The sequence below is a fragment of the Orlajensenia leifsoniae genome (assembly GCF_004570845.1).
In the GTDB taxonomy this organism is placed as follows: Bacteria; Actinomycetota; Actinomycetes; order Actinomycetales; family Microbacteriaceae; genus Orlajensenia; species Orlajensenia leifsoniae.
Genome location: NZ_SPQZ01000005.1, coordinates 18379 through 39823 on the forward strand (window position 1 = coordinate 18379; position 21445 = coordinate 39823).

The window sequence follows — 21445 nt, forward strand, 5'->3', positions numbered from 1 at the left end:
GGCGGGTGCGCGTTTCAACACTCGTAGGCATGTTTGCTCATATGAGCAGGGATCGCTGGTTGAGTAGGCCGCGAGCGCAGCCCCCACCTGCTCGGTGAGGGCAGAGCGCAGCGACCGCCCGAAGCGCGTGCGGGAGGCGCACCGATGCGCTTCGACCGCGGACTTCGTCCGGGCCTCAGCGAGCGGGTCGGGCGGAGAGGCTGACGGCCGGGCGCCCTACGCGGAGCGACGACGCTGGCGACGCTCGTGCGCGTCCTCCAGCAGGTGCGGGCGCGCGACGACGACCCCGGCGAAGGCTCCGGCCACGGCCGTCGCCATGAGGAACACCAGCGGTACGGTCCAGCCGCCACTGGTCTCATGCAGGATGCCGACCACCAGGGGGCCGACGGCACCGATCGTGTAGCCGACACCCTGCACGAAGCCGCTGAGGGCCACCGATCCCGCGTGAGTGCGGGTGCGCAGGTTGATGAGAACGAGGGCGAGTGGGAACAGGAGCGGGCCGGCGCCGGCGAACGCCACCCAGAGCCACGTGGCCGTGGCCGGGACCAGCAGCAGCCCGAGGTACCCGACGATGAAGAACACCACGCCGGCGTAGACCAGGATGCCGACGTTGCGCATCCGTGTCGCCAGCCAGGGAATCAGCAGCCCGGCCGGCAACCCCATCGCGGCGAACAGCGAGAGCAGGACGCCGGCCTGTGCGGGCGTCGTGCCCGCTGTGTCGTCCAGCAGGCTCGGCAGCCAGGCGAACATCGCGTAGGCGTTGAGCGACGACACCGCGAACACGACAGCGAGCGCCCAGGCGATCGACGAGTGCCAGACCCGGCCCATGAGCGCCGACTCGGAGTGCTCGGCCTGCGGGTCGGCCGACCCGGTGCGGTGCCTGATGACGAGGGCCACCCACGGGATGAGGGCCGCGAACGCGAAGATGGCCCACATGCCGAGCGAGACCCGCCAGCCGGCGGAGTCCGCGACGGGCACGGCGACGAGCGCCGGGATGAACGTGCTGAAGCTCAGCAGCGTCACGTACACCGAGGTGACGAGCCCGACCCTGTCGGGGAAATACTTCTTCACCAACGGCGGCAGCAGCACATTGCCCACCCCCAGACCGGCGAAGGTGATCGCGCTGCCCACCAGCAGCAGCACCGCGTTGGGCGCGAACCCGCGCGCCAGGTGGCCGACCACCATCGCAATGATGGCGGCGATGAGCACGGGTTCGAGCCCGAAGCGCCTGGTGAACGCGGGCGAGAGGATGCCGAACACGGCGAAGCAGACCGGCGGCAGCATGCCGAGCACGCCGATGATGGTGGGCGTGAGCGCCAGTTCGGCGCTGATCTCGTCGACGATGGGCGAGAGCGCCGCGACAGCGGTGCGCAGGTCGAGGGCGACGAGGAAGATGCCGAGCAGGGCTAGGGTGCGGCCGGCCCAGAGCGGTCGCTGCTGGGTCGTCGTCACCGATCCAGTCTAGGCTGGCGGTCATGGCGGACTTCGCACGATACCTTCCGCTCAGCGCCAGGCCCCCGCAGGACGAGACCGGTGTCTCGAGCCACTGGGGCGCCGACATCGCCGCCGTTCTCGAGGCTGTCGCCGACCTTCTCGCCGTGCACTCGCCTGCAGCGCTCGACACCCCGAGCCTGCATCCGGGATGGAGTGTCCGCGAGGTCGCAGGCTACCTGTCGTGGCGTCTCGCGGTGCCCACGGGCGAACTGGTGCGCGCCACGTCGCTGGCCCTCGTCGAGAACGGCTTCAGCCAGCGCCGTGTGTCCGAGTCGTTCGCCCGTCGCGGTGCCGACCTCCCCGCCGACGAGCTCATCGCGGCCCTCCGCGCCATCGCCGTCGACAAGCGCGCCGACGTCGGACGCACGAGCATCCGCGAGCTCGCCATCGCCGTCGTCGGAGGCCTCGACATCAGCGGACCGCTCGGGGCCGTGCTGCCGCTCCGCCCTGCGGCATCCGGAGCCGTCGCCCTGCGACGAGCCCTGAACGGGCCCACCGAGATCAAGGCCGTCATCCGCGACCGCTCCCTCACGGCGACGGATGCCGAGTGGAGCTTCGGCCGCGGCCCGGCCATGCGCGACACGGCCGAGGCGATCCTGCTGTTCCTCTACGAGCGCAGCGACAGGGCACCGGGTTCCGGCGCCTGACGTCACCGTCGGCCAGTCCGACCGGCCGACTCAGCGCCAGTCAACTCGGCTCGGCTCGGCTCGGCTCAGCTCAGCTCAGCTCAGCTCAGGCCAGCAGTTCGCGGGCCGCGTCGACGTCGGACTGAATCTTCTCGATCAGCGCGTCGATGCCCGTGAAGGCCCACATGCCCCGGATGCGGTGGGCGAACTCCACCGTCACGACGTGGTCGTAGAGGTCGATGTCCTCGTCGATCACGTAGGCCTCGACCTGCTTGTGCGGTACGCCCTCGAAGGTCGGGTTGTTCCCCACCGAGATCGCGGCGGGGTAGCGAACGCCGCCGTCGATCAGGTGGCCGGCGTAGACGCCGTCCGCGGGGATGAGCCCCTCCGACTCCGGCGACAGGTTGGCCGTCGGGAAGCCGAGCTCGCGGCCGCGCGCCGCGCCGTGCACGACGACGCCGCGCACCGACGGCACGTGGCCGAGCAGGGCTTCGGCAGCCGCGACATCGCCCTCGTCGAGCAGACTGCGGATCCAGGTCGACGAGACGCGGTGCTCGCCGTCCGGACGCACGTCGTCGATCACGTCGACGGTGAATCCCGAGGCCGCTCCCAGCTCGCCCAGCAGAGCGACATCGCCGGCGCCCTTCGCTCCGAACCTGAAGTCGCTGCCGACGAGCACCCGGCGGGCACCGAGTCCCTCGACCAGCACCCGGCGGACGAACTCCTCGGGGCTCTGCGCGGCGAAGGCCTCGTCGAAGGCGACCAGCAGCGTCGCGTCGACGCCGGTCTCCCCCAGCAGTTCGAGCTTCTGATCGGTGCTCACGAGCGAGGCCGGGCACTTCTCGGGATTCAGCAGGGCCAGCGGGTTGCGGTCGAACGTCACCACGACGGCGGCGAGGCCGTCGCTGTCGGCGGTCGCACGAAGTCGATCGATGACGGCGCGGTGGCCCGCGTGCACGCCGTCGAACTTGCCGATGGTGACGACGGATGCCGGCCTGTCGGCCGGTACGGCGCCCAGGCCGTCGTAGACGATCACGCGGCGGCTCCCGACGCGCCCGGCGTCACTGCCGTCGAGGTCGCGGACGCCCCGGTCGTCTCGGGCGCCGGCCGGTGCTTCGCCAGCCACCACAGGCCGAGGATCGGGAGCACCAGCGGGATGAACAGGTAGCCGGCGCCGAACAGCGTCCAGACCGTGGAGGTGCGCCCGAACGGGTTCCCGGTGCCGGCGCCGAGGAGGTCGGGGGCGACGAGGGTGATGGTGCCGATGACGAGCACGCCGATGAGCTCGAAGCTGATGGCGATCCACGCGACCCGGTACCAGACGCGTCCGGGGGCGACGAGCGAGATCGTGGCGACGATGTACACGAGCGCGGACAGCCCCGACAGGGTGAATGCCACGGGAGCCTCGTCGTACCGCTCGATGATCTGCACGGCGGTGCGTCCGGTGGCGGCGAGCGCCAGGATGCCGTAGACGGCGACCAGCACGCGACCGACTCCGCTCATACGCGGCGTGGGCGGGGTGGCGGCATCCGCGCTGCGCGGGGCGATCGTGTCAGGCATGTCGCCTCCAATTATTGCAAGCGAAGACTACAGACCCTGCACGAACCAGATCTGGGTCATGCGGTAGACCATGATCGCCACGGCCAGGCAGACGACACCGATGACGACGGTGCTCCACCGCGAGCGCTCGATGAGCGCCCAGAAGCCGCCGGCTATGGGCAGCAGCGCGGCCGAGATGAGGTAGACCCAGTACTCGAGCAGGCTGCCGCTGGGCTCGTTGCCGACGAGCGGCGCCACGATCGAGATCACGACCTGCACGATGAGCAGGAGCTCGACGAGGATGAGAGGGCCCATCGTGAGGTCGCTGGGCTTGCGTCCGAGCAGGCCCAGGATGATCGCGAGCAGCGCACCGACCACGGCGACGGCGATCTGCACGCCCGCGAACCAGGCGATCACGAGGCGTCCGTCGGGGACGCGGCATCCGTCGGGAAGTTCACGATGCTCTTGTACGAGGCTCCGCGGAACTCGATGAGACCGACGAGGCGTCCGTCGGGAGCGATGGCGGCGAGGGTTCCGGATGCCGGTGCCACGTCGCCCTCCGGGGCGATGCGCTTGCCGTGGCCGAGGTCGATGGCCTGCTGCTCGGTGAGGTCGAACACGGGTAACAGCTGCCGCGCGGCATCGGCCGGCGGGATGAGCGCCGACGCGACGTCGACGGTCTCGAGCTCCCCGGCATCCGTCACCCGGAACGGACCCACCCGCGTGCGTCTGAGCGCCGTGAGATGACCGCCGATGCCGAGACCCATGCCGAGGTCGCGCGCGAGAGCGCGGATGTACGTGCCCGACGAGCACTCGACCCGCACCTCGAGGTCGAGGTAGCCGTCGACGGGCGTCGTCGAGAGCAGCTCGAACGCGGAGACCGTGACAGGACGCGCCTTCAACTCGACGGTCTCCCCCGCCCGCACCCTGGCGTAGGCGCGCTTGCCGTCGACCTTGATGGCGCTGACGGCGCTCGGAACCTGCTCGATGTCGCCGGTGAGGATTCCCATCACCCGACGGATGTCATCGGCCGTGACGGCGTCGACGGCTGAGGGTCTGGCCCGGCCGAGCTCCTGGCCCTCCGCGTCGTCGGTCGTCGTCGATGAACCCAGCCTGATCGTGGCCGTGTACTCCTTGTCGACACCGACGATGTAGGTGAGCAGTCGCGTCGAGCTCTCGATGCCGAGGATCAGCAGCCCGGTGGCCATCGGGTCGAGGGTGCCCGCGTGCCCGACCTTGCGCGTGCCGGCGAGGCGCCGCGTGCGGGCGACGGCGTCGTGGCTGGTCCACCCCTGCGGCTTGTCGAGGAGCAGGATGCCGCTGGAAGTCACGCCTTCGAGGGTATCAGCGCGGGGGTGCCTGCCAGCCCGTCGCGCACGAGGGCGAGCTTGTCCCCGAAGGTGCAGGCCAACAGCTCGATCGCGTCGGCGTCCTCGTCGAGACTCTCGGTGAGGCCGGTGGCGAGCAGGGTGTTGATGAGCATGCCCTCGGCGAGGAACTCGCGGATCTGTTGGGGTTCGAAACCGCCCTCGTTGCGGAGGGCCTTGTAGATGCGCATGAAGCCGGAGCGGGCGACGGGCCCGATGCGCGGATCGGAGCCGAGCATGAAGCCCTGCATCAGCGAGAGCATGATGCCGCGGTCCTCGATGAGGTCGACGTAGGCTGCGCCGATGCGGGCACTGACGGGGCGCGGGTCGTCGGTGTCTGCCATCGCGGCCCGGAACACCTCGAGGATGCGGTCGCCCGTGCGCTCCATCACCTCGACGAAGAGGTTCTCCTTGCTGCCGAACATGCGCACGACGTAGGGCTGGCTGATGCCTGCGGCCTTCGCCACCTGGTCGGTCGTCGCCCCCGCGTAGCCGAGCTCGCCGAACACGTTCGTCGCCGCGTCGAGGATGAGCTCACGACGTTCGGCGGCCGGGATGCGGCTGACCGGGAGCCGATCATCGACGGACGAGGACACGGGGGCTGAGCGGATCATGCTTGACATGTTATCAGTCGATAACTAATGTCCATCTTGTAATCATTCGATTACCTCTTCCGAATCCATCATCGCTCGAAGGACGACTCCCGATGTCTTCGCTCTCCGCAACCGCCCGTCGCGTGCCGACGTGGCTCGCCATCGTCGCCGCGAGCCTGCCCATGTTCATGGCGACCCTCGACAACCTCGTGATCACCAACGCCCTCCCGGCCATCCGCCTCGACCTCGGTGCCTCCATCGAGGAACTGCAGTGGTTCGTGAACGCCTTCACCCTCGCCTTCGCGACGTTCATCCTCGCGGCGGCCGCCCTCGGTGATCGCATCGGTCGCCGCACCGTCTTCGTGGCCGGCATCGTGATCTTCACTCTCGCCAGCGTGATGGCGGCCCTCAGCACCGAACCGTGGCAGCTCATCGCCGCGCGCGCCGTGCAGGGCTTCGGGGCCGCCGGCATCATGCCGCTCTCGCTCACCCTGCTCGCCGGATCCGTGCCGGCCAGACTGCGCCCGGCCGCCATCGGCATCTGGGGCGGCGTCGCCGGCCTCGGAGTGGCCGCAGGCCCGCTCGTCGGCGGCGCCGTCATCGAGGGCTGGAACTGGGAGGCCATCTTCTGGCTGAACATCCCGATCGGCATCATCGCGGTGCCCCTCGCGCTTCTCGCCCTGCCGAACACGCTGGGTGCGCGCCTGCGCGTCGACGTGGTCGGCGTTCTCCTCGCCGGCCTCGGCGTGCTCGGGATCGTCTTCGGCATCGTGCGCGGAAACGACGCCGGCTGGGACAGCGCCGAGGTGTTGGGCTCCCTGGGCCTCGGAACCGTCCTGTTCGCGGGCTTCCTGTTCTGGGAGTCGCGAACCGCAGCTCCCCTGCTGCCGCTGCGCCTGTTCCGCGACCGCAGCTTCTCCGTGGCCAACATCGTCGGCTTCGCGTTCAGCTTCGGCATGTTCGGCACCATCTTCATCCTGATCCAGTTCCTGCAGATCGTTCAGGGGGACTCCCCGTTGGTTGCCGCGGTCAAGACCATGCCGTGGACCCTCGCTCCCATGGTGGTCGCGCCTCTCGCCGGCCTGTTCTCCGCCCGCGTCGGCACCCGCGCGCTCATCGTGACGGGGCTCGCCTTCGAGGCGATCGCGCTGACCTGGCTCGGGCTCACCCTCTCGGCCGACGTGTCGTACGCCACCCTCGTGGCGCCGTTCATCGTCGCCGGTGTGGGCATGGGACTCGTCTTCGCCCCCAGCGCCACGGCGGTGCTGGCGTCGATGCCCGAGGCTGACACCGCCAAGGCGTCCGGCACGAACTCGACCCTGCGCGAGGTCGGCATCGCCCTCGGCGTCGCGGTCCTGACGGCGGTCTTCGTGGGTGCCGGCGGCGAGCTCACCCCGACCGGCTACGTCGACGCGGCCGTCCCGGCCGTGTTCACCGGGGCCGCGGTACTGCTGCTCGCCGTCATCGCGGCGCTGTTCCTCCCCGCCGGGCGAGCCACCCACGCGGCATCCGAAATCCCGGCGACGCCGACCGATGCCGCGTTCGAGACCGTCGTTCGAGAGGCCGTAACCTCGAAGGCATGAGAATCGGGATCATCGGGGCCGGCGCGCTCGGAGGCACCTTCGCGGTGCTGCTCGAACGGGCCGGCCACGAGATCCAGGTGACCGCCCGCGGGTCGGGGCTCGCCGCCATCCGGGCCGGGGGCATCCGGCTCTCGGGTGGTTTCGGCGATGGCCACGGGCATCCGGATGCCGCCCCGACGCTCTCGGGCGCGTTCGACCTCGTGCTCGTCAGCACGAAGGCGCAGGACGCTGAGGACGCCATCGCCGCGAATGCCGCCGCCGTCAACGGCTCCCCTGTGATCGTGGTGCAGAACGGCCTCGACGGCGTGCGCACGGCGAGCGGTCTGCTGCCGGACTCCGACTGCTTCGGGGCGCTGTCGATCATCGCGGCGAACTACACCGAACCCGGCGCCGTTCGGGTCACGACCCGTGCAGCCACCTATCTCGGGCGCGGCTCGGGGCCGGCCGACGCGGCATCGAAGCGCTGGGCCGCCGTGCTCTCGGAGGCCGTGCCCGTCATCGCCGTCGACGACTTCATCGGATCGCAGTGGACGAAGCTCGTCGTCAACATGCTGAACGGCCTGCCCGCCATCACGGGTCTCAGCGTGCAGGAGATCATCGCCGACAGGCATCTGCGACGCGTGCTCACGGCCAGTATGCGCGAGGCCGTGCGCACGGGCATGGCCCGCGGCATCCGGTTCGGATCACTGCAGGGCCTCAGCGACTCCAGACTGCGCTTCTTCTCACGACTGCCGCTTGCTCTCGGGCAGGCGTTGCCCCGCTCGATGGGCGTGCGCATGGGATCGGTGCCGAACCTCGGGTCGACCCTGCAGAGCCTGCGACGCGGACAGCGCACCGAGATCGACTTCCTCAACGGGGCGGTTGTTCGGGAGGCGGATGCCGCCGGCACGACGGCGCCGGTGAACGCCGCGATCGTGGAGATGGTCCACGAGGTCGAGGCGTCGGGCGCCTCGATCGGTCGCGACGAGGTGCTGCGGCGCATCGCCGTCTGACGACCCGCGTCACGGGGCCGCTCGCTGAGGGCCGAGCGAAGCGACCGCCCGAAGCGCACCGCCGGGCGAACACCAACTGCGCTTCGGCCGCGGACTCCGTCCGGGCCTCAGCGACCGGGACCCGCCTCAGCAGCTGTCGAGGAACAACCGGCGCGGCCTCGACCGCTCCGTGTTGTCGATCACGGCGGTCGCGAAGCGCCGCGGATGCTCCTTCACCGAGTACAGGATGTCGGCCTCGTCCGTCGGCTCGACGTCGAGGTAGGCGCTCCAGTTCCACAGCGGCCGCAGCTCGGGGCGGAGGGCGAAGCGTCCGTCGACGATGAGAGTGGCATCCGGAGGCCCCGTGATCCACTTCGGGATGATGCGGTCGTCGCGCGTCGGATCGAAGGCCTGGGTGACGAAGCCGGTGCTGCCCGCCAGGCGGAACGGCTCCAGCAGCACACGGCGCAGCAGCGAGTAGTCGAAGCCGTAGCTGTAATAGCGCTCGGCCGTCTCGGGCCCGAACGCGGCCTGCTCCTCACGCGAGCGGTGGAAGTGCTCGAGGCTCGCCCGGAACACCGGGTGCCCGCGTTCCGTGAAGACGGCGGCCAGGTCGTCGCCGAACTCGGTCTTGCCGCTGCGCACCGGCCCGTCGATCGCCACGACAGTGCGACCGCGCCCGTAGTTGTGCAGGATCTCGTCGGCGAGCGAGCGCAGATACCTGATGCGAGGGGTGGTGACGAGCTCCATGACCCGAGCCTAGTTCCGCTCGGGGGTTCACCTAGGCTGAAAGCGATGCCTCCCCTCGCGACCGCCGTCAACGACTGGTTCCGCAGCACAGCCCGCGACCTGCCGTGGCGCCGGCCGGAGTTCACAGCGTGGGGAACGCTGGTGAGCGAGTTCATGCTCCAGCAGACGCCGGTGAACCGCGTCATCCCGCACCTCGAGGCCTGGCTCGAACGCTGGCCCACCCCGGCCGATCTCGCCGCCGTCCCGCCCGGCGAGGCCGTGCGTGCGTGGGCGACCCTCGGGTACCCGCGCCGGGCCCTCTGGCTTCATCAGGCAGCCCAGCAGATCACGGAGCGGCACGGCGGGATCGTGCCCGCCGACGTCGCCGACCTCATCGCACTCTCGGGCATCGGCGACTACACCTCGCGGGCCGTGGCCGTCTTCGCCTACGGCGAGCGGCATCCCGTGGTCGACACCAACACCAGACGGGTGATCGCACGGGCTGTCCACGGGCGAGCGGATGCCGCTCCCCCGGCGAAGCGCGACCTCGCCGACATGGAGGCGCTCCTCCCGACGGACGACGCCGAGGCGCGCGTCTTCAACGCCGGGATGATGGAGCTCGGCGCCCTCGTCTGCGTGGCGCGCACGCCGCGCTGCGACGCCTGCCCCATCGCCGATCTCTGCGCCTGGCGCGCGGCCGGGTACCCCGAGTACGACGGCCCGCGCACGCCCGTGCAGAAGAAGTTCGCGGGTTCGGACCGCCAGGTTCGGGGGCTCATCATGCGCGAGCTGCGAGCCGCCCACGGTGCGGTGACGGATGCCGAGATCGCCACGCTCTGGACCGATGAGGTGCAGCTCGCCCGCGCCCTCACCGGCCTGCTGGCAGACGGCCTCGCGGTCTCGACGGCGAGCGGATACGTGCTGCCGTAGCGCCCGGAGACGACAGAAGCCGCCGACCCGATGGGTCGGCGGCTTCTGTACCTGCGCTGGGGCTAGCGGGCCTCGTCGGCGACATCGGCCTCGACGGTGGCGTCGGCCACGTCGAGATCCTCGTCGTCCTCGAGCTCGCGCGGCTTGACGTACGGGTCGGCGTCGCCGGCGTACTCCGCCGTGCTCGCCTGCTCCGTCGTCGCCGTGTCGCGCTCGCGGGCCTCCTTGAGGAGGCCTTCGATGAGCGCAGCGTTCTCAGGGATCGCGTCGAGCTGGAACTGCAGGCTCGGCGTGAGCCTGGCCGTGATGTTCCGGCCGACCTCGCTGCGCAGCATTCCGGTCGCGGCGGCGAGGGCCGCTGCCGTGTCGGTGCGCTCCTCGTCGGTGCCGTAGACCGTGTAGAACACCGTCGCGTGCTGCAGGTCGCCCGTCACCTGGACGTCGGTGATGGTGACGAACCCCATGCGGGGATCGCGCACGCCGCGCTCGAGGCGCTTCGCGATGATCACCTGGATGCGGTCGGCCATCTTCCTGGCGCGTGCCGGATCAGCCATGTCGTACTCCTCTCCACGGAAGCCACAGGGTGGGGGCCGGATCGAGGTCCGGCCCACCACGCACTGAGACTAGACCCGCGGCTTCTCCTTGAGCTCGATCGTCTCGATCTCGTCGCCGATCTGGATGTCGTTGAACTTGCCGAGACCGATACCGGCCTCGAAGTCCGTGCGCACCTCGGTGACGTCGTCCTTGAAGCGACGCAGCGACTCGATCGCGAGGTTGTCCCCCACGACGACGCCATCGCGGATGACGCGGGCCTTGGCGTTTCGGGTGATCGTTCCCGATCGCACGATGACACCGGCGATGTTGCCGAACTTCGAGGAGCGGAACACCTCGCGGATCTCGGCCACACCGGACTGGACCTCTTCGTACTCGGGCTTGAGCATGCCCTTGAGCGAGCTCTCGATCTCGTCGATCGCGTTGTAGATGACCGAGTAGAAGCGGATGTCGACGCCCTCGCGAGCGGCGCGCTCGCGCGCCTTCGTGTCGGGACGCACGTTGAAGCCCACGATGATCGCGTTGTCGATCGTGGCCAGGTTGACGTCGGACTCCGTGATCGCACCGACACCGCGGTGGATGATACGGAGCTGAACGCTGTCGTCGACCTCGATCTTGAGCAGCGACTCCTCGAGTGCCTCGACGGCACCGGAGACGTCACCCTTGATGATGAGGTTGAGCGACTCGACCTTGCCCTCTTCGAGTGCACGGGTGAAGTCCTCGAGCGAGATGCGCTTGCGGGCCTTGGCCAGCTGGGCGTTGCGCTCTGCGGCTTCGCGCTTCTCGGCGATCTGACGCGCGGTGCGGTCCTCCTCTGTCACGAGGAAGGTGTCACCGGCGCGGGGAACGCTCGAGAGGCCCTGCACCTGCACCGGACGCGACGGGAAGGCCTCGAGCACGGCATTGCCGTCCTCGTCTGCCATCGCACGAACGCGACCGTAAGCGGTACCGGCGACGATCGAGTCACCGACGCGGAGCGTACCCGACTGGATGAGCACGGTCGCCACGGCGCCGCGTCCCTTGTCGAGCTTGGCCTCGATGGCCACACCGCGGGCGTCCTTGTTCGGGTTCGCGCGCAGGTCGAGTCCGGCATCCGCTGTGAGCAGCACGGCGTCCAGGAGGTCCTGGATGCCGATGTCGTTGCGGGCCGACACGTCGACGAAGATGACCTCTCCGCCGTACTCCTCGGCCACGAGGCCGAACTCGGTGAGCTGCTGGCGCACCTTCTGCGGGTTGGCGTCGGCCTTGTCGATCTTGTTGACCGCGACCACGATCGGCACGTTGGCCGCCTGGGCGTGGTTCAGGGCCTCGATCGTCTGCGGCATGATGCCGTCATCGGCCGCGACCACGAGGATCGCGATGTCGGTGACCTGCGCACCACGAGCACGCATGGCGGTGAACGCCTCGTGACCCGGGGTGTCGATGAAGGTGATGGCGCGCTCGTGGCCCTCGTGCTCGGTCCAGACCTGGTAGGCACCGATGTGCTGGGTGATGCCACCGGCCTCGCCTTCGACGACGTTCGCCTTGCGGATGGCGTCGAGGAGGCGCGTCTTACCGTGGTCGACGTGACCCATGACGGTGACGACGGGCGGACGGATCTCGAGGTCCTCGTCGCCTTCGCCGTCGAGCTCGGCATCGAGGTCGATGTCGAAGCCCTCGAGCAGCTCACGGTCCTCTTCCTCGGGCGAGACGATCTGGATCTTGAAGCCCAGCTCCTCGCCGAGCACCTGGAAGGTGGCCTCGTCGAGCGACTCGGTCGCCGTGGCCATCTCACCGAGGTGGAACAGCACGGTGACGAGTGCACCGGGGTTTGCGTCGATCTTGTCGGCGAAGTCCGAGATGGATGCTCCGCGACGCAGACGAACCGGCGTGGTGCCGTTTCCGCGGGGAACGCTCACGCCGCCGAGCGACGGGGCTTCCCGCATCTCGAATTCGGCCCTCTTCGTACGCTTCGACTTGCGAGCCTTGCTCTTGCCGCCACCGCGACCGAACGCACCAGCGGTTCCACCGCCGGGGCCACGGCCACGACCGCCGCCACCCGCGGGACGCGGGCCGCCGAAGCCGCCACCGGCACCGGGGGCGCCGCCGCCACCGGGACGCTGGAAGCCGCCACCGGCCGGACGAGCGCCGGCACCGGCACCAGCGCCGCCGGGGCGCTGCTGGAAGCCGGGACGCTGGCCGAAGCCACCGGGACGCGGGCCCTGGCCGGGTCCGCCGGGGCGCGGTGCGCCGGGACGGGGAGCCGCGGGACGCGGGATGTTGCCCGGGGTGGGCGCGGGTCGCTGACCCATGCCCTGGGCGCTGGCGAACGGGTTGTTGCCCGGACGCGGGATGTTGGTGGGTCGCTGACCCATGCCCTGGTTCGACGCGAACGGGTTGTTGCCCGGACGTGCCGCGGGGGGCTTGGGGGCGCCGGGACGCGGAGCCGATGACGCGGCGGCCTCGGGTGCAGCCTCGGCTGCAGCCGGAGCAGCAGTCTCGGTCTTCGCAGCAGCAGCGGCGGCCTCGGCGGCAGCCTTCTCGGCAGCAGCCTTCTGCTCCGCCTCGGCCTGACGCTCGGCGACGGTCTTCGGCGCCGTCGGCACGGGGCCGGCGGGAGCGTCGGTCGCAGCCTCGACGGGAGCCGGGGCAGCGGGAGCCGGAGCCTTCGGGGCGGCCGGAGCCGGAGCCTTGGGGGCGGCCTTGGCAGCGGGGGCTGCCGGGGCGGGGGCGTCGTGCTTGGCGACGCCGGCAGCCTCGAGGGCGGCCTTCAGTCGGCGAGCGACCGGCGGTGCGATGCTCGACGACGGTCCCTTGACGTATTCGCCCATTTCCTTGAGCTTGTCAAGGGCGATCTTGCTGTCCACTCCGAGTTCGCTTGCGATCTCGTGGACGCGTGGATTTGCAGCCACAATTCTCCTGTTCTGGGCCTGCGCCCGAACAGGGGCAGACCATTAAAGACGGACGGGTCTCATTTCGAGCCGCTCATTAGTTGTCACTCATTAGTGATCACTGTGCCGTTCAGCCTGTTCTCTAAAGGGGATGCATCCAGGTTCCCGCTCACGCGCAGTGCACGCCCGAAAGCCCGCTTGCGGAGTGCGAGTTGGAAGCACGAGTCCGTCGGATGCAGCCACGCTCCTCGACCGGGCAGGACGGCGGTCTCATCGACCACGAGTTCTGATTTCCCGGCGACGATCCTCAGAAGTGAGGACCTCGGGGCGCGCGAACGGCATCCGATGCACGTTCTAACGGGTTCCACTTTACACCTATGGGCTGGGGGTCCGCCGTACCGGGACGACGGGCTCGGTCGAGGAGGACTAGTCCTCGAGGATCGAGTCGGGCTGGATGTCGATCTTCGCGCCCGTCAGCTTGGCGGCCAGGCGGGCGTTCTGGCCCTCCTTGCCGATCGCGAGCGACAGCTGGTAGTCGGGCACGAGAGCGCGCACGGCCTTGAGCGAGGCATCCACGACGTAGGCGCTGGTGACCTTGGCCGGGGAGAGCGCGCTGGCGACGAAGGTGGGCAGGTCGTCGGAGTAGTCGACGATGTCGATCTTCTCGTTGTTGAGCTCCGCCGTGACGGCGCGGACGCGCTGGCCGAGCTCGCCGATGCAGGCGCCCTTGGCGTTCACGCCGGGCTCCATGGCGCGCACGGCGATCTTCGAGCGGTGCCCGGCCTCGCGGGCCAGGGAGACGATCTCGACAACGCCGCTGGCGATCTCGGGAACCTCGAGCGCGAACAGCTTGCGGACGAGGGAGGGGTGCGTGCGCGACACCGTGATCTGCGGACCCTTGAGGCCCTTCGACACGCTCGTCACGTAGACGCGGATGCGGGAGCCGTGGGCGTAGTCCTCACCCGGAACCTGCTCCTCGGGCGGCAGGATCGCCTCGACGGTGCCGAGGTCGACGTGGATCATGCGCGGGTTCGGTCCCTGCTGGATCACTCCGGCGACGATGTCGCCTTCGCGTCCGCGGAACTCGCCCAGGATCGCGTCGTCGGCGATGTCGCGCAGACGCTGGTTGATGACCTGCTTGGCTGCGAACGCTCCGATGCGACCGAAGTCGTCGGGGGTGTCCTCGGCCTCGCCGATGATGTTGCCCTCGTCATCCGTCTCGGGGATGAAGATCGAGACGTGACCGCTCTTGCGGTTGAGTTCGACTCGCGCACCGGCCGGGTCGATGTGGCCGTGCGCGTTGGGGTTCACGTGCTTGAGATAGGCCGTGAGGATCGCCTGCTCGATGATGGTGACCAGTTCGTCGAAGGGGATCTCCTTCTCACGTTCCATCAGACGCAGTACGCCGAGGTCGATGTCCATCTCCGGCCTCCTCTATTCAGATCTCGTATTCATTTGTGGACACGACGTGGATGCGTCGAGCCGATCTTCTACGCTACCGGATTCCGGGGGCACTCGTCACCGTCTCCTCCGACCCGCACGCGCGCGGAACGGGACCGATGCGATCGCCCGCACGGTCCCGTTCCGGTCTCGCTCGTCATTGTCGACGAGCGGATGCCTCAGCCCAGGGCGTCGGCCACCTCGGTGATGGCGACGGGAGTGCGCTCCCCCGTCACCCGATCCCACAGCTCGACGACGCCCTCGGCGACGCCGCGGCCGGCGATCACGATCTTCGGGATGCCGATGAGCTCGGCGTCGCCGAACTTCACGCCGGGCGAGACCTTGGGGCGGTCGTCGTAGAGAACCGAGCGACCCGTGGCCTCGATGGCGGCGCAGACCTGCTCGGCTGCGGAGAACGCGGCCGGGTCCTTGCCCGTCGCGAGCACGTAGACGTCGAACGGCGAGACTGCAGCGGGCCAGACGAGGCCCTTGTCGTCGTTGTTGCCCTCGGCGATGATCGCGAGGATGCGGGTGACTCCGATGCCGTAGGAGCCCATCGTGACCGTGACCAGCTTGCCGTTCTCGTCCAGCACCTTGAGCCCGAGGACGTCGGCGTACTTGCGGCCGAGCTGGAAGACGTGGCCGATCTCCATGCCGCGCGCGAGCTCGACGGGGCCGGATCCATCGGGGGCCGGGTCACCCGCACGCACCTCTGCCGCCTCGATGGTGCCATCGGCGGTGAAGTCGCGGCCGGCCACGAGACCGAAGACGTGCTTCTGGTCGAGGTTGGCTCCGGTGATCCACTCGGTGCCGTCGACGACACGCGGATCGAGCAGGAACCGGATGCCTGAAGCCGACTCCTCGCCGAGCACGGCGCCGAGGGGCGACCATGGGCCGATGTACCCCTTGACCAGGGCGGGGTTCTTGGCGAAGTCGGCTTCGGTGGCCTGCTCGGCCTCGGCCGGAGCGAAGGCCACCTCGATGCGCTTCATGTCGACCTCGCGGTCGCCGGGCAGGCCGATGGCGACGAGCTCACGCGTGCCGTCGAGGTGCGTGAGCGCCAGCACGACGTTCTTGAGCGTGTCCGCCGCAGTCCACGCCCGACCGTCGGGGCGCGGGTACTCGGCGTTCGCGAGATCGACGAGGGTCGCGATCGTGGGTGTGTTCGGGGAGTCGAGCACGACGGCGGCGGGCAGGCCGTCGATGGGGAGAGCATCCGGAACCTCGGTGACGTAGGCCTCGACGTTGGCCGCGTAGCCTCCGGCCGAGCGCACGAAGGTGTCCTCTCCGACGACCGTCGGGTGCAGGAACTCCTCGCTCTTCGAGCCTCCCATGGCTCCGGCGTCGGCCTTCACGATGACGTACTCGAGTCCGAGGCGGGTGAAGATGCGCTCGTAGGCGTCGCGCTGGGCCTGGTAGCTCGCGTCGAGGCCGGCATCCGTGTAGTCGAAGGAGTAGGCGTCCTTCATGGTGAACTCGCGACCGCGGAGGAGGCCGGCGCGGGGGCGCGCCTCGTCGCGGTACTTGTCCTGGATCTGGTAGATCGACAGCGGCAGGTCCTTGTAGGAGTTGTAGAGGTCCTTGACGAGCAGGGTGAAGACCTCCTCGTGCGTGGGCGCGAGCAGGTAGTCGGCGCCCTTGCGGTCCTGCAGGCGGAACAGGCCGTCGCCGTACTCGGTCCAGCGCCCGGTCGCCTCGTAGGGCTCGCGGGGCAGCAGGGCCGGGAAGTGCACCTCGTGAGCACCGGCATTCGTCATCTCCTCGCGGATGATGCGCTCGATCTTCTCCTTGACCCGCAGGCCGATCGGCAGCCAGGCGAACACGCCCGGGGCCTGGCGGCGAATGTAGCCCGCCCGCACGAGCAGGCGGTGGCTGGTCACCTCGGCATCGGAGGGGTCTTCGCGGAGGGTGCGGAGGAAGTAGGTGGTGAGACGTGTAGGCACCCGGTCAGTTTACGCAGGCGCATCCGTTCGCCAGAACGACCCGGCCACCGCCTTGATGGCGGCGACCGGGTCGCGGGATCCCTCCGACTCAGTCGGCGAGGATCAGGTAGAGGGCGCGGCGCGCCTCATCGAGCTTCTCGATGGCGGCGGTGCGCTGGGCATCCGTCGCGCCGTGCCGGAACTGGCCGACGACGCCCATGAGGCGGCCGACGGTCTCGAAGAGCTCGGTGGCCGACTCGCTCGGGCGAGGAACCGAGGCCCACGCCTTCTCGAGGTCTTCGGTGTTCTCGGTGACGTAGGTGCGGCCCTCGTCGGTCAGGCCGAACTCGGTGCCGCGGCCCTCGCCCTTCGGGACGATGAGTCCCTCGTCGACGAGCTGCTGCAGCGTCGGGTAGACCGAGCCCGGGCTGGCACGCCAGCCTCCGTCGGTCTTCTCGCCGATCGCCTTCATGATGGCGTAGCCGTTCAGGGAGTCGTTCTCGCCGAGGAGCGAGAGGATCGCCGCCCTGACGTCGCCCTTGGGGCGGCGACGACCGCCGCCCGGACCGCCCCAGGCGCCGGCAGCGCCCCAGGGACCGAAGCCGCCGGGACCGAAACCGCCGGGGCCGAAGCCGGAGCCGCCCCGGCCACGGCCGCGGGGATCATCGTGGTGGAACCGAGCGCCCTCGTGGAGCTGGCGGCCGGTCGTGAATGGGTGTTCGAAATGTTCGCGTTTCATGAGCGCTGACATCCTTTCTCCCGTTGTCGGGAAAGGGTGGCTCTGTGAAGAGTCATCGCTGAACTTCAACGATGGGTTAACGATATATCGATGAATGATCTTTGTCAACTCCCCCCGATCATGTGAGGTCTCTCATCAGCGCGCCGAGCCGCGGGTCACGATAATTGGCGGATGGAGTCGATCCGACTGCGCGATGTCGCGCGCTCGGTGCGCATGCGCATCGTCGTGTCGATCCTCGTCGTCACGGCCCTCGGGATGACCGTCGCCGGCGTGGTGACGATCTTCGTTCAGCGGGAGCGGGTGCTCGCCCAGATCGACACCCGTCTCGCCGGAACAGCCGACGACATCAGGCTGGCCGCGACGACGGGCGATGCCGACGGCGAGCTGCCGTCGAGCGTGCGCGACCTGTTGAACACGGCGATGGCCCGCGTCATCCCCGACACCAACGAGAGCACCGTCGGGGTGATCGACGGGGCCGCCGCCCTGGTGCCGGCAGCCGATCTGCCGTTCCGACTCGACGACGACCCTGCATTCCTCGCCCGGGTGCTGGCCGATGCCCGGGGTGGCGAGGTCGTCGTCGGGACCATCGACGCCGACGCCGGGACCCTGCGTTACGTCGTCGTGCCGGTGTCGATCGAGGGCGACCCGCAGACCGGCCTCTACGTCTCGGCCTACAACGTGAGCGCTGAGCTGGCCGAGGTGCGCGACGCCTTCACCACCTACGCCATCGTCGCTGCAGGAGCCCTCGTCGTGATCGGCCTCGTGGGATGGTTCGTGTCGGGGCGGCTGCTCCGCCCCATCCGTTCCCTGCGCGAGACCGCCGCCCGCATCTCGGTCTCCGACCTCTCGGAGCGCATCCCGGTCTCGGGCACCGACGACGTCTCCGACCTCACCCGCACCGTCAACACCATGCTCGACCGCCTCGAGAACAGCTTCCTCAGCCAGCGCCGTCTGCTCGACGACGTGAGCCACGAGCTCAACACGCCGCTCACCATAGTGCGCGGCCACCTCGAGCTGATGGACGCCGATGAGCCCGACGAGGTGCGGGCCACCCGCGACATCGCCATCGACGAGCTCGATCGCATGGACAACCTCGTGGTCGACATCGGGCTGCTCGTGAAGAGCCGCAACCCGGACTTCGTGCGCGTCTCCCCCACCGACATCGCCGAGCTCACCGAGATGGTGCACCAGAAGGCGTCGATGCTGAGCGGGAACCACGCCTGGCTCCTCGGCGACGTGGCCGAGGTGGAGGCATCCGTCGACGCAGCCCGCCTCACGCAGGGTTGGCTGCAGCTGGCCGAGAACGCGGCGAAGTACTCCGCCACCTTCACCCCGATCGAGATCGGATCGTCGGTGGTGACGGATGCCGCGGGCCACCCGGCCGTCGAACTCTGGGTGCTCGACGAGGGCGAGGGCATCGCCGACGACGTGCAGGACCGCATCTTCTACCGCTTCACCAGGGTGCAGGAGGGTCGGGGAATCGACGGCTCCGGGCTCGGCCTCGCGATCGTGGCCGCGATCGCGGAGGCTCACAACGGGTCCGTGCAGCTCGAGAGCACCCTCGGCTCCGGGTCGCGGTTCGCCATCAGGCTCCCGCTGGCCTCGGTAGACGCACCACGGCGGGACGAGGACGCAGAGGACGACGAGGTGGTGTCCGCCGTCGCGGAGGTCGACCCCGTGCCGCCGCGCGCCGCCGAGGCCACATCCGTCGCCGTCGCCGTCGCCGAAGACGCATCGGAGCACGACACTGCTCCTCGGGACCACGCCCCCGTTCCGCACGAACACGATGACGGCGTCGACTTCGACGCCATCATCGGGCCGGGCACGGGATCCGGGAAGGGGCGTCGCCGATGAGCCGCATCCTGGTGGCCGAGGACGAGCAGCGCATCTCGTCGTTCGTCGAGAAGGGACTGCGCGCGGCCGGCTACGACGTCGTGACCGTCGCCGACGGCGAGTCCGCCATCGCCGAGGTGCGCAGCGGCGGCTTCGACCTGGTGCTGCTCGACATCGGGCTGCCCCGCCTCGACGGCTTCGAGGTGCTGCGGATGCTGAGGGCGGAGGGCATCGGCGTCGCTGTGATCATCCTGACCGCGCGCGACTCGGGCTCGGACACCGTCGCCGGCCTCGAGGGCGGGGCGAATGACTACATGGCCAAGCCGTTCCGCTTCGACGAGTTGCTCGCCCGCATCCGTGCACGCCTGCGGGATGCGATGCCGACGACGGATGCTGCCCTCGTCGTGGCGGGCGACCTCGAGCTCGACGTGCGCGCGCGGCGCATCACCGTCGGCGGCATGAGAGTCGAGCTGTCGGCGCGGGAGTTCGCGCTCGCCGAGGAGTTCCTGCGCAATCCGAATCGGGTCCTGAGCCGCGACGAACTGCTGCACACGGTCTGGGGCTACGACCACGACCCCGGAACCAATGTCGTCGACGTCTACGTGCGGTACCTGCGCAACAAGATCGGGGTCGCCTACTTCGAGACCGTGCGCGGGCTCGGCTATCGCTTCGCACCCTCGGGCGGGCGGCAGTGAACGCACGGTGCTGAGCGGTCGCCGACACGGGTGAGGGCCCGACACCGCAACCCGAATGCGATGCCGGACCCTGTGCAGCTCTCCGAGCGGGTCTCCCAGGACCGAGGCTCAGTCGCCGCTCCCATCGCGGCCCGTCTGGCCGCGATCATCGCCGCGGTGATGGCCGCCGTCTCGGCCCCCGCGGTCGTCTCGTGCGCCGCGATCGGAATCGCGGTCTCTGCTGTCGGCTCCGTCGCGATCCCGGTCACGATCTCCGTCGCGATCCCGGTCACCATCTCCGTCGCGATCGCCCCGTTCGAGTCGATCGCCGTCACGATGACGGTCGACGCCGGAGGAGTCCTCGTCGGCCGTCGGATCGGGAGCCGGTGCCGGGCTGCGGTCGGCCGTCCTGTCGGGGGGCTCGCTCTCACCGCTCGGCGGCACGGCGGCGACGGGCTTCGGCGGTGCTGGTCGGGCCGGAGGCTCCGTGACGGGGGCCGATGTATCGGGCGAGGCGTCGGGAAGGGAGCCGGCGGACGGGGCCACCACGTCGCCGCTGCCATCCGGCGGGATCACTCCGTCATCGACGGGGGCGACCTCATCCACGGGAACCGGATCGGCCACGACGGGAACGACAGCCGGCGAGTCGTCCTGCACGGCATCGGGGGTGGGCGTCGGCGTGGGCTCGGCGACGGGCTCCGCACCCGACACGGCGTCGACGCCGATCGTGTGGGCCGGAGACTCCCCCACCTGGAAGGCGTTCTGCAGCGCGACGACCCCGGCGGACAGACCACTCACGACCAGCACGGCGCCGGCAGCGAGCGCGACACCCATCGCCGGCTTGAACACTGGTGGCCTCCTCGTCAGAACGCAGTGCGTCCAGCTTGGAGGGCGAGCTCTCCGCTCGACAAGCCCCGGCGGTGAGAGTGTTCTCATGGCCGCGATGGGCCCGATGAGCTCACCCGACGAGCGGAGCGAGCAGTTCACGAAGGGCGCGCTCGGTCTCGTCGGGCGTGAGAGCCCCATCGAAGCGCAGGATGCGCCAGGTCGTCGCATCGCAGATCGCCACGACCTGAGCCAGTCGAACCCGGCGGGTCTCCTCGTCGGCCTCGGGGTCGAGATGGTCCTCGAACGCGCGTCGGCACCAGTCGACGTGGTAGGCACGTCCCCGGGCCACCAGCTCAGCGAGACCGGGGATCTGGGGCGCCTCGGAGTAGGTCTTCAGAATGAGCGAGCCGTACACCTCGTAGTGCTCGACGAGCGCGCTCACGGTGCTCGCCACCGACCTCTGGTCGCCGGCATCCCGAGCAGCCACGATGCGCCCGAACTCGCGTTCGACCACCGACGTCATGAGCCCGGCCTTGCCGCCGAAACGGCGGATCACGGTCTGAACCGTCACGCCGGCGTCGGCCGCAACGTCGTCGAGCCGGATGCGCTCGTAGGGCGTGCCACGCAGCCGGGCGAGCATGGCGTCGACGATGCGCTCGCCGGTGAGTTCCGCCGAATCCGCCCGGGCCGACATGCGGTACTCCCTGGATCCGGCCGACTCTCGCGATTTCATGTGATTCAGGCTAACATCAACT

21 protein-coding genes are annotated in these 21445 nt (G+C 69.6%); 6 read left to right on the top strand and 15 right to left on the bottom strand.

The genetic code is table 11. The features are described from left to right. Window positions 1-216: 216 nt before the first annotated feature. Window positions 217-1452 (bottom strand): CynX/NimT family MFS transporter, encoded by a 1236-nt coding sequence (locus E4M00_RS13455; RefSeq protein ID WP_135121032.1) that lies wholly within the window; start codon window positions 1450-1452, stop codon window positions 217-219. A gap of 23 nt (window positions 1453-1475) precedes the next feature. Here E4M00_RS13455 and E4M00_RS13460 point away from each other — a divergent pair, with 23 nt between their 5' ends. Next, window positions 1476-2141 carry a maleylpyruvate isomerase N-terminal domain-containing protein gene (locus tag E4M00_RS13460; RefSeq protein ID WP_135121033.1) on the top strand — a complete coding sequence of 222 codons (666 nt, stop codon included), beginning with the start codon at window positions 1476-1478 and terminating at the stop codon, window positions 2139-2141. Between the two features lie 85 nt (window positions 2142-2226). Here the strand turns inward: E4M00_RS13460 and E4M00_RS13465 are convergent, their stop codons facing one another. Genes E4M00_RS13465 through E4M00_RS13485 form a run of 5 tightly spaced genes read right to left on the bottom strand, consistent with a single transcriptional unit; the run spans window position 2227 to window position 5649 of the window. Continuing rightward, window positions 2227-3156, bottom strand: a complete 930-nt coding sequence (locus E4M00_RS13465) for a bifunctional riboflavin kinase/FAD synthetase (protein ID WP_135121034.1) — start codon at window positions 3154-3156, stop codon at window positions 2227-2229. Further along, window positions 3153-3680: a hypothetical protein gene (locus tag E4M00_RS13470; protein WP_135121035.1), complete on the bottom strand. Its 528-nt coding sequence runs from the start codon at window positions 3678-3680 to the stop codon at window positions 3153-3155. The genes E4M00_RS13465 and E4M00_RS13470 overlap by 4 nt, the downstream gene beginning before the upstream one ends. A gap of 27 nt (window positions 3681-3707) precedes the next feature. Further along, the gene (locus E4M00_RS13475; protein WP_135121036.1) at window positions 3708-4076 is read right to left on the bottom strand and encodes a hypothetical protein; all 369 of its coding nucleotides are present in this window, start codon (window positions 4074-4076) and stop codon (window positions 3708-3710) included. Beyond that, window positions 4073-4990: a tRNA pseudouridine(55) synthase TruB gene (gene truB, locus E4M00_RS13480; RefSeq protein WP_135121037.1), complete on the bottom strand. Its 918-nt coding sequence runs from the start codon at window positions 4988-4990 to the stop codon at window positions 4073-4075. Before truB ends, E4M00_RS13475 begins: the two co-directional genes overlap by 4 nt. Continuing rightward, window positions 4987-5649: a TetR/AcrR family transcriptional regulator gene (locus E4M00_RS13485; RefSeq protein WP_240037122.1), complete on the bottom strand. Its 663-nt coding sequence runs from the start codon at window positions 5647-5649 to the stop codon at window positions 4987-4989. The genes truB and E4M00_RS13485 overlap by 4 nt, the downstream gene beginning before the upstream one ends. An 83-nt stretch (window positions 5650-5732) precedes the next feature. Between E4M00_RS13485 and E4M00_RS13490 the strand changes: the two genes are divergently transcribed. Then, window positions 5733-7202, top strand: coding sequence for a DHA2 family efflux MFS transporter permease subunit (locus tag E4M00_RS13490; RefSeq protein ID WP_135121039.1), 1470 nt, complete (start codon window positions 5733-5735; stop codon window positions 7200-7202). After that, window positions 7199-8194 (top strand): ketopantoate reductase family protein, encoded by a 996-nt coding sequence (locus E4M00_RS13495; protein WP_135121040.1) that lies wholly within the window; start codon window positions 7199-7201, stop codon window positions 8192-8194. The genes E4M00_RS13490 and E4M00_RS13495 overlap by 4 nt, the downstream gene beginning before the upstream one ends. 126 nt (window positions 8195-8320) lie before the next feature. Here E4M00_RS13495 and E4M00_RS13500 read toward each other — a convergent pair whose 3' ends face one another. Next, on the bottom strand, window positions 8321-8923 hold the full coding sequence (locus tag E4M00_RS13500) for a nucleoside/nucleotide kinase family protein (protein ID WP_135121041.1): 603 nt from the start codon (window positions 8921-8923) through the stop codon (window positions 8321-8323). A 45-nt stretch (window positions 8924-8968) separates the two neighbouring features. Here E4M00_RS13500 and E4M00_RS13505 point away from each other — a divergent pair, with 45 nt between their 5' ends. Continuing rightward, window positions 8969-9832: an HhH-GPD family protein gene (locus E4M00_RS13505; protein WP_135121042.1), complete on the top strand. Its 864-nt coding sequence runs from the start codon at window positions 8969-8971 to the stop codon at window positions 9830-9832. A 62-nt stretch (window positions 9833-9894) separates the two neighbouring features. Here the strand turns inward: E4M00_RS13505 and rbfA are convergent, their stop codons facing one another. The 6 genes from rbfA to E4M00_RS13535 form a co-directional block, all read right to left on the bottom strand. Further along, window positions 9895-10386 carry a 30S ribosome-binding factor RbfA gene (rbfA, locus tag E4M00_RS13510; protein WP_135121043.1) on the bottom strand — a complete coding sequence of 164 codons (492 nt, stop codon included), beginning with the start codon at window positions 10384-10386 and terminating at the stop codon, window positions 9895-9897. Window positions 10387-10455: 69 nt separating this feature from the next. Next, window positions 10456-13275 (bottom strand): translation initiation factor IF-2, encoded by a 2820-nt coding sequence (gene infB / locus E4M00_RS13515; RefSeq protein ID WP_135121044.1) that lies wholly within the window; start codon window positions 13273-13275, stop codon window positions 10456-10458. Between the two features lie 83 nt (window positions 13276-13358). Next, window positions 13359-13622, bottom strand: a complete 264-nt coding sequence (locus E4M00_RS13520) for a YlxR family protein (RefSeq protein WP_135121045.1) — start codon at window positions 13620-13622, stop codon at window positions 13359-13361. A 58-nt stretch (window positions 13623-13680) separates the two neighbouring features. Further along, on the bottom strand, window positions 13681-14676 hold the full coding sequence (gene nusA / locus E4M00_RS13525) for a transcription termination factor NusA (protein ID WP_056164109.1): 996 nt from the start codon (window positions 14674-14676) through the stop codon (window positions 13681-13683). Between the two features lie 197 nt (window positions 14677-14873). Then, window positions 14874-16637 (bottom strand): proline--tRNA ligase, encoded by a 1764-nt coding sequence (locus E4M00_RS13530; RefSeq protein ID WP_135121046.1) that lies wholly within the window; start codon window positions 16635-16637, stop codon window positions 14874-14876. 88 nt (window positions 16638-16725) lie between these two features. Next, a complete protein-coding gene (locus E4M00_RS13535; protein ID WP_135121047.1) occupies window positions 16726-17355 on the bottom strand; it encodes a PadR family transcriptional regulator in 630 nt (209 codons plus the stop codon). A gap of 171 nt (window positions 17356-17526) precedes the next feature. Between E4M00_RS13535 and E4M00_RS13540 the strand changes: the two genes are divergently transcribed. Beyond that, on the top strand, window positions 17527-19209 hold the full coding sequence (locus tag E4M00_RS13540; RefSeq protein ID WP_135121048.1) for a sensor histidine kinase: 1683 nt from the start codon (window positions 17527-17529) through the stop codon (window positions 19207-19209). Next, window positions 19206-19883, top strand: coding sequence for a response regulator transcription factor (locus tag E4M00_RS13545; protein WP_135121049.1), 678 nt, complete (start codon window positions 19206-19208; stop codon window positions 19881-19883). Before E4M00_RS13540 ends, E4M00_RS13545 begins: the two co-directional genes overlap by 4 nt. A 108-nt stretch (window positions 19884-19991) precedes the next feature. Here the strand turns inward: E4M00_RS13545 and E4M00_RS13550 are convergent, their stop codons facing one another. Then, complete coding sequence (locus tag E4M00_RS13550) at window positions 19992-20711, bottom strand: hypothetical protein (protein ID WP_135121050.1); 720 nt, start codon at window positions 20709-20711, stop codon at window positions 19992-19994. A 109-nt stretch (window positions 20712-20820) separates the two neighbouring features. Beyond that, window positions 20821-21423 (bottom strand): TetR/AcrR family transcriptional regulator, encoded by a 603-nt coding sequence (locus tag E4M00_RS13555; RefSeq protein WP_167756900.1) that lies wholly within the window; start codon window positions 21421-21423, stop codon window positions 20821-20823. Between the last annotated feature and the right edge of the window lie 22 nt (window positions 21424-21445).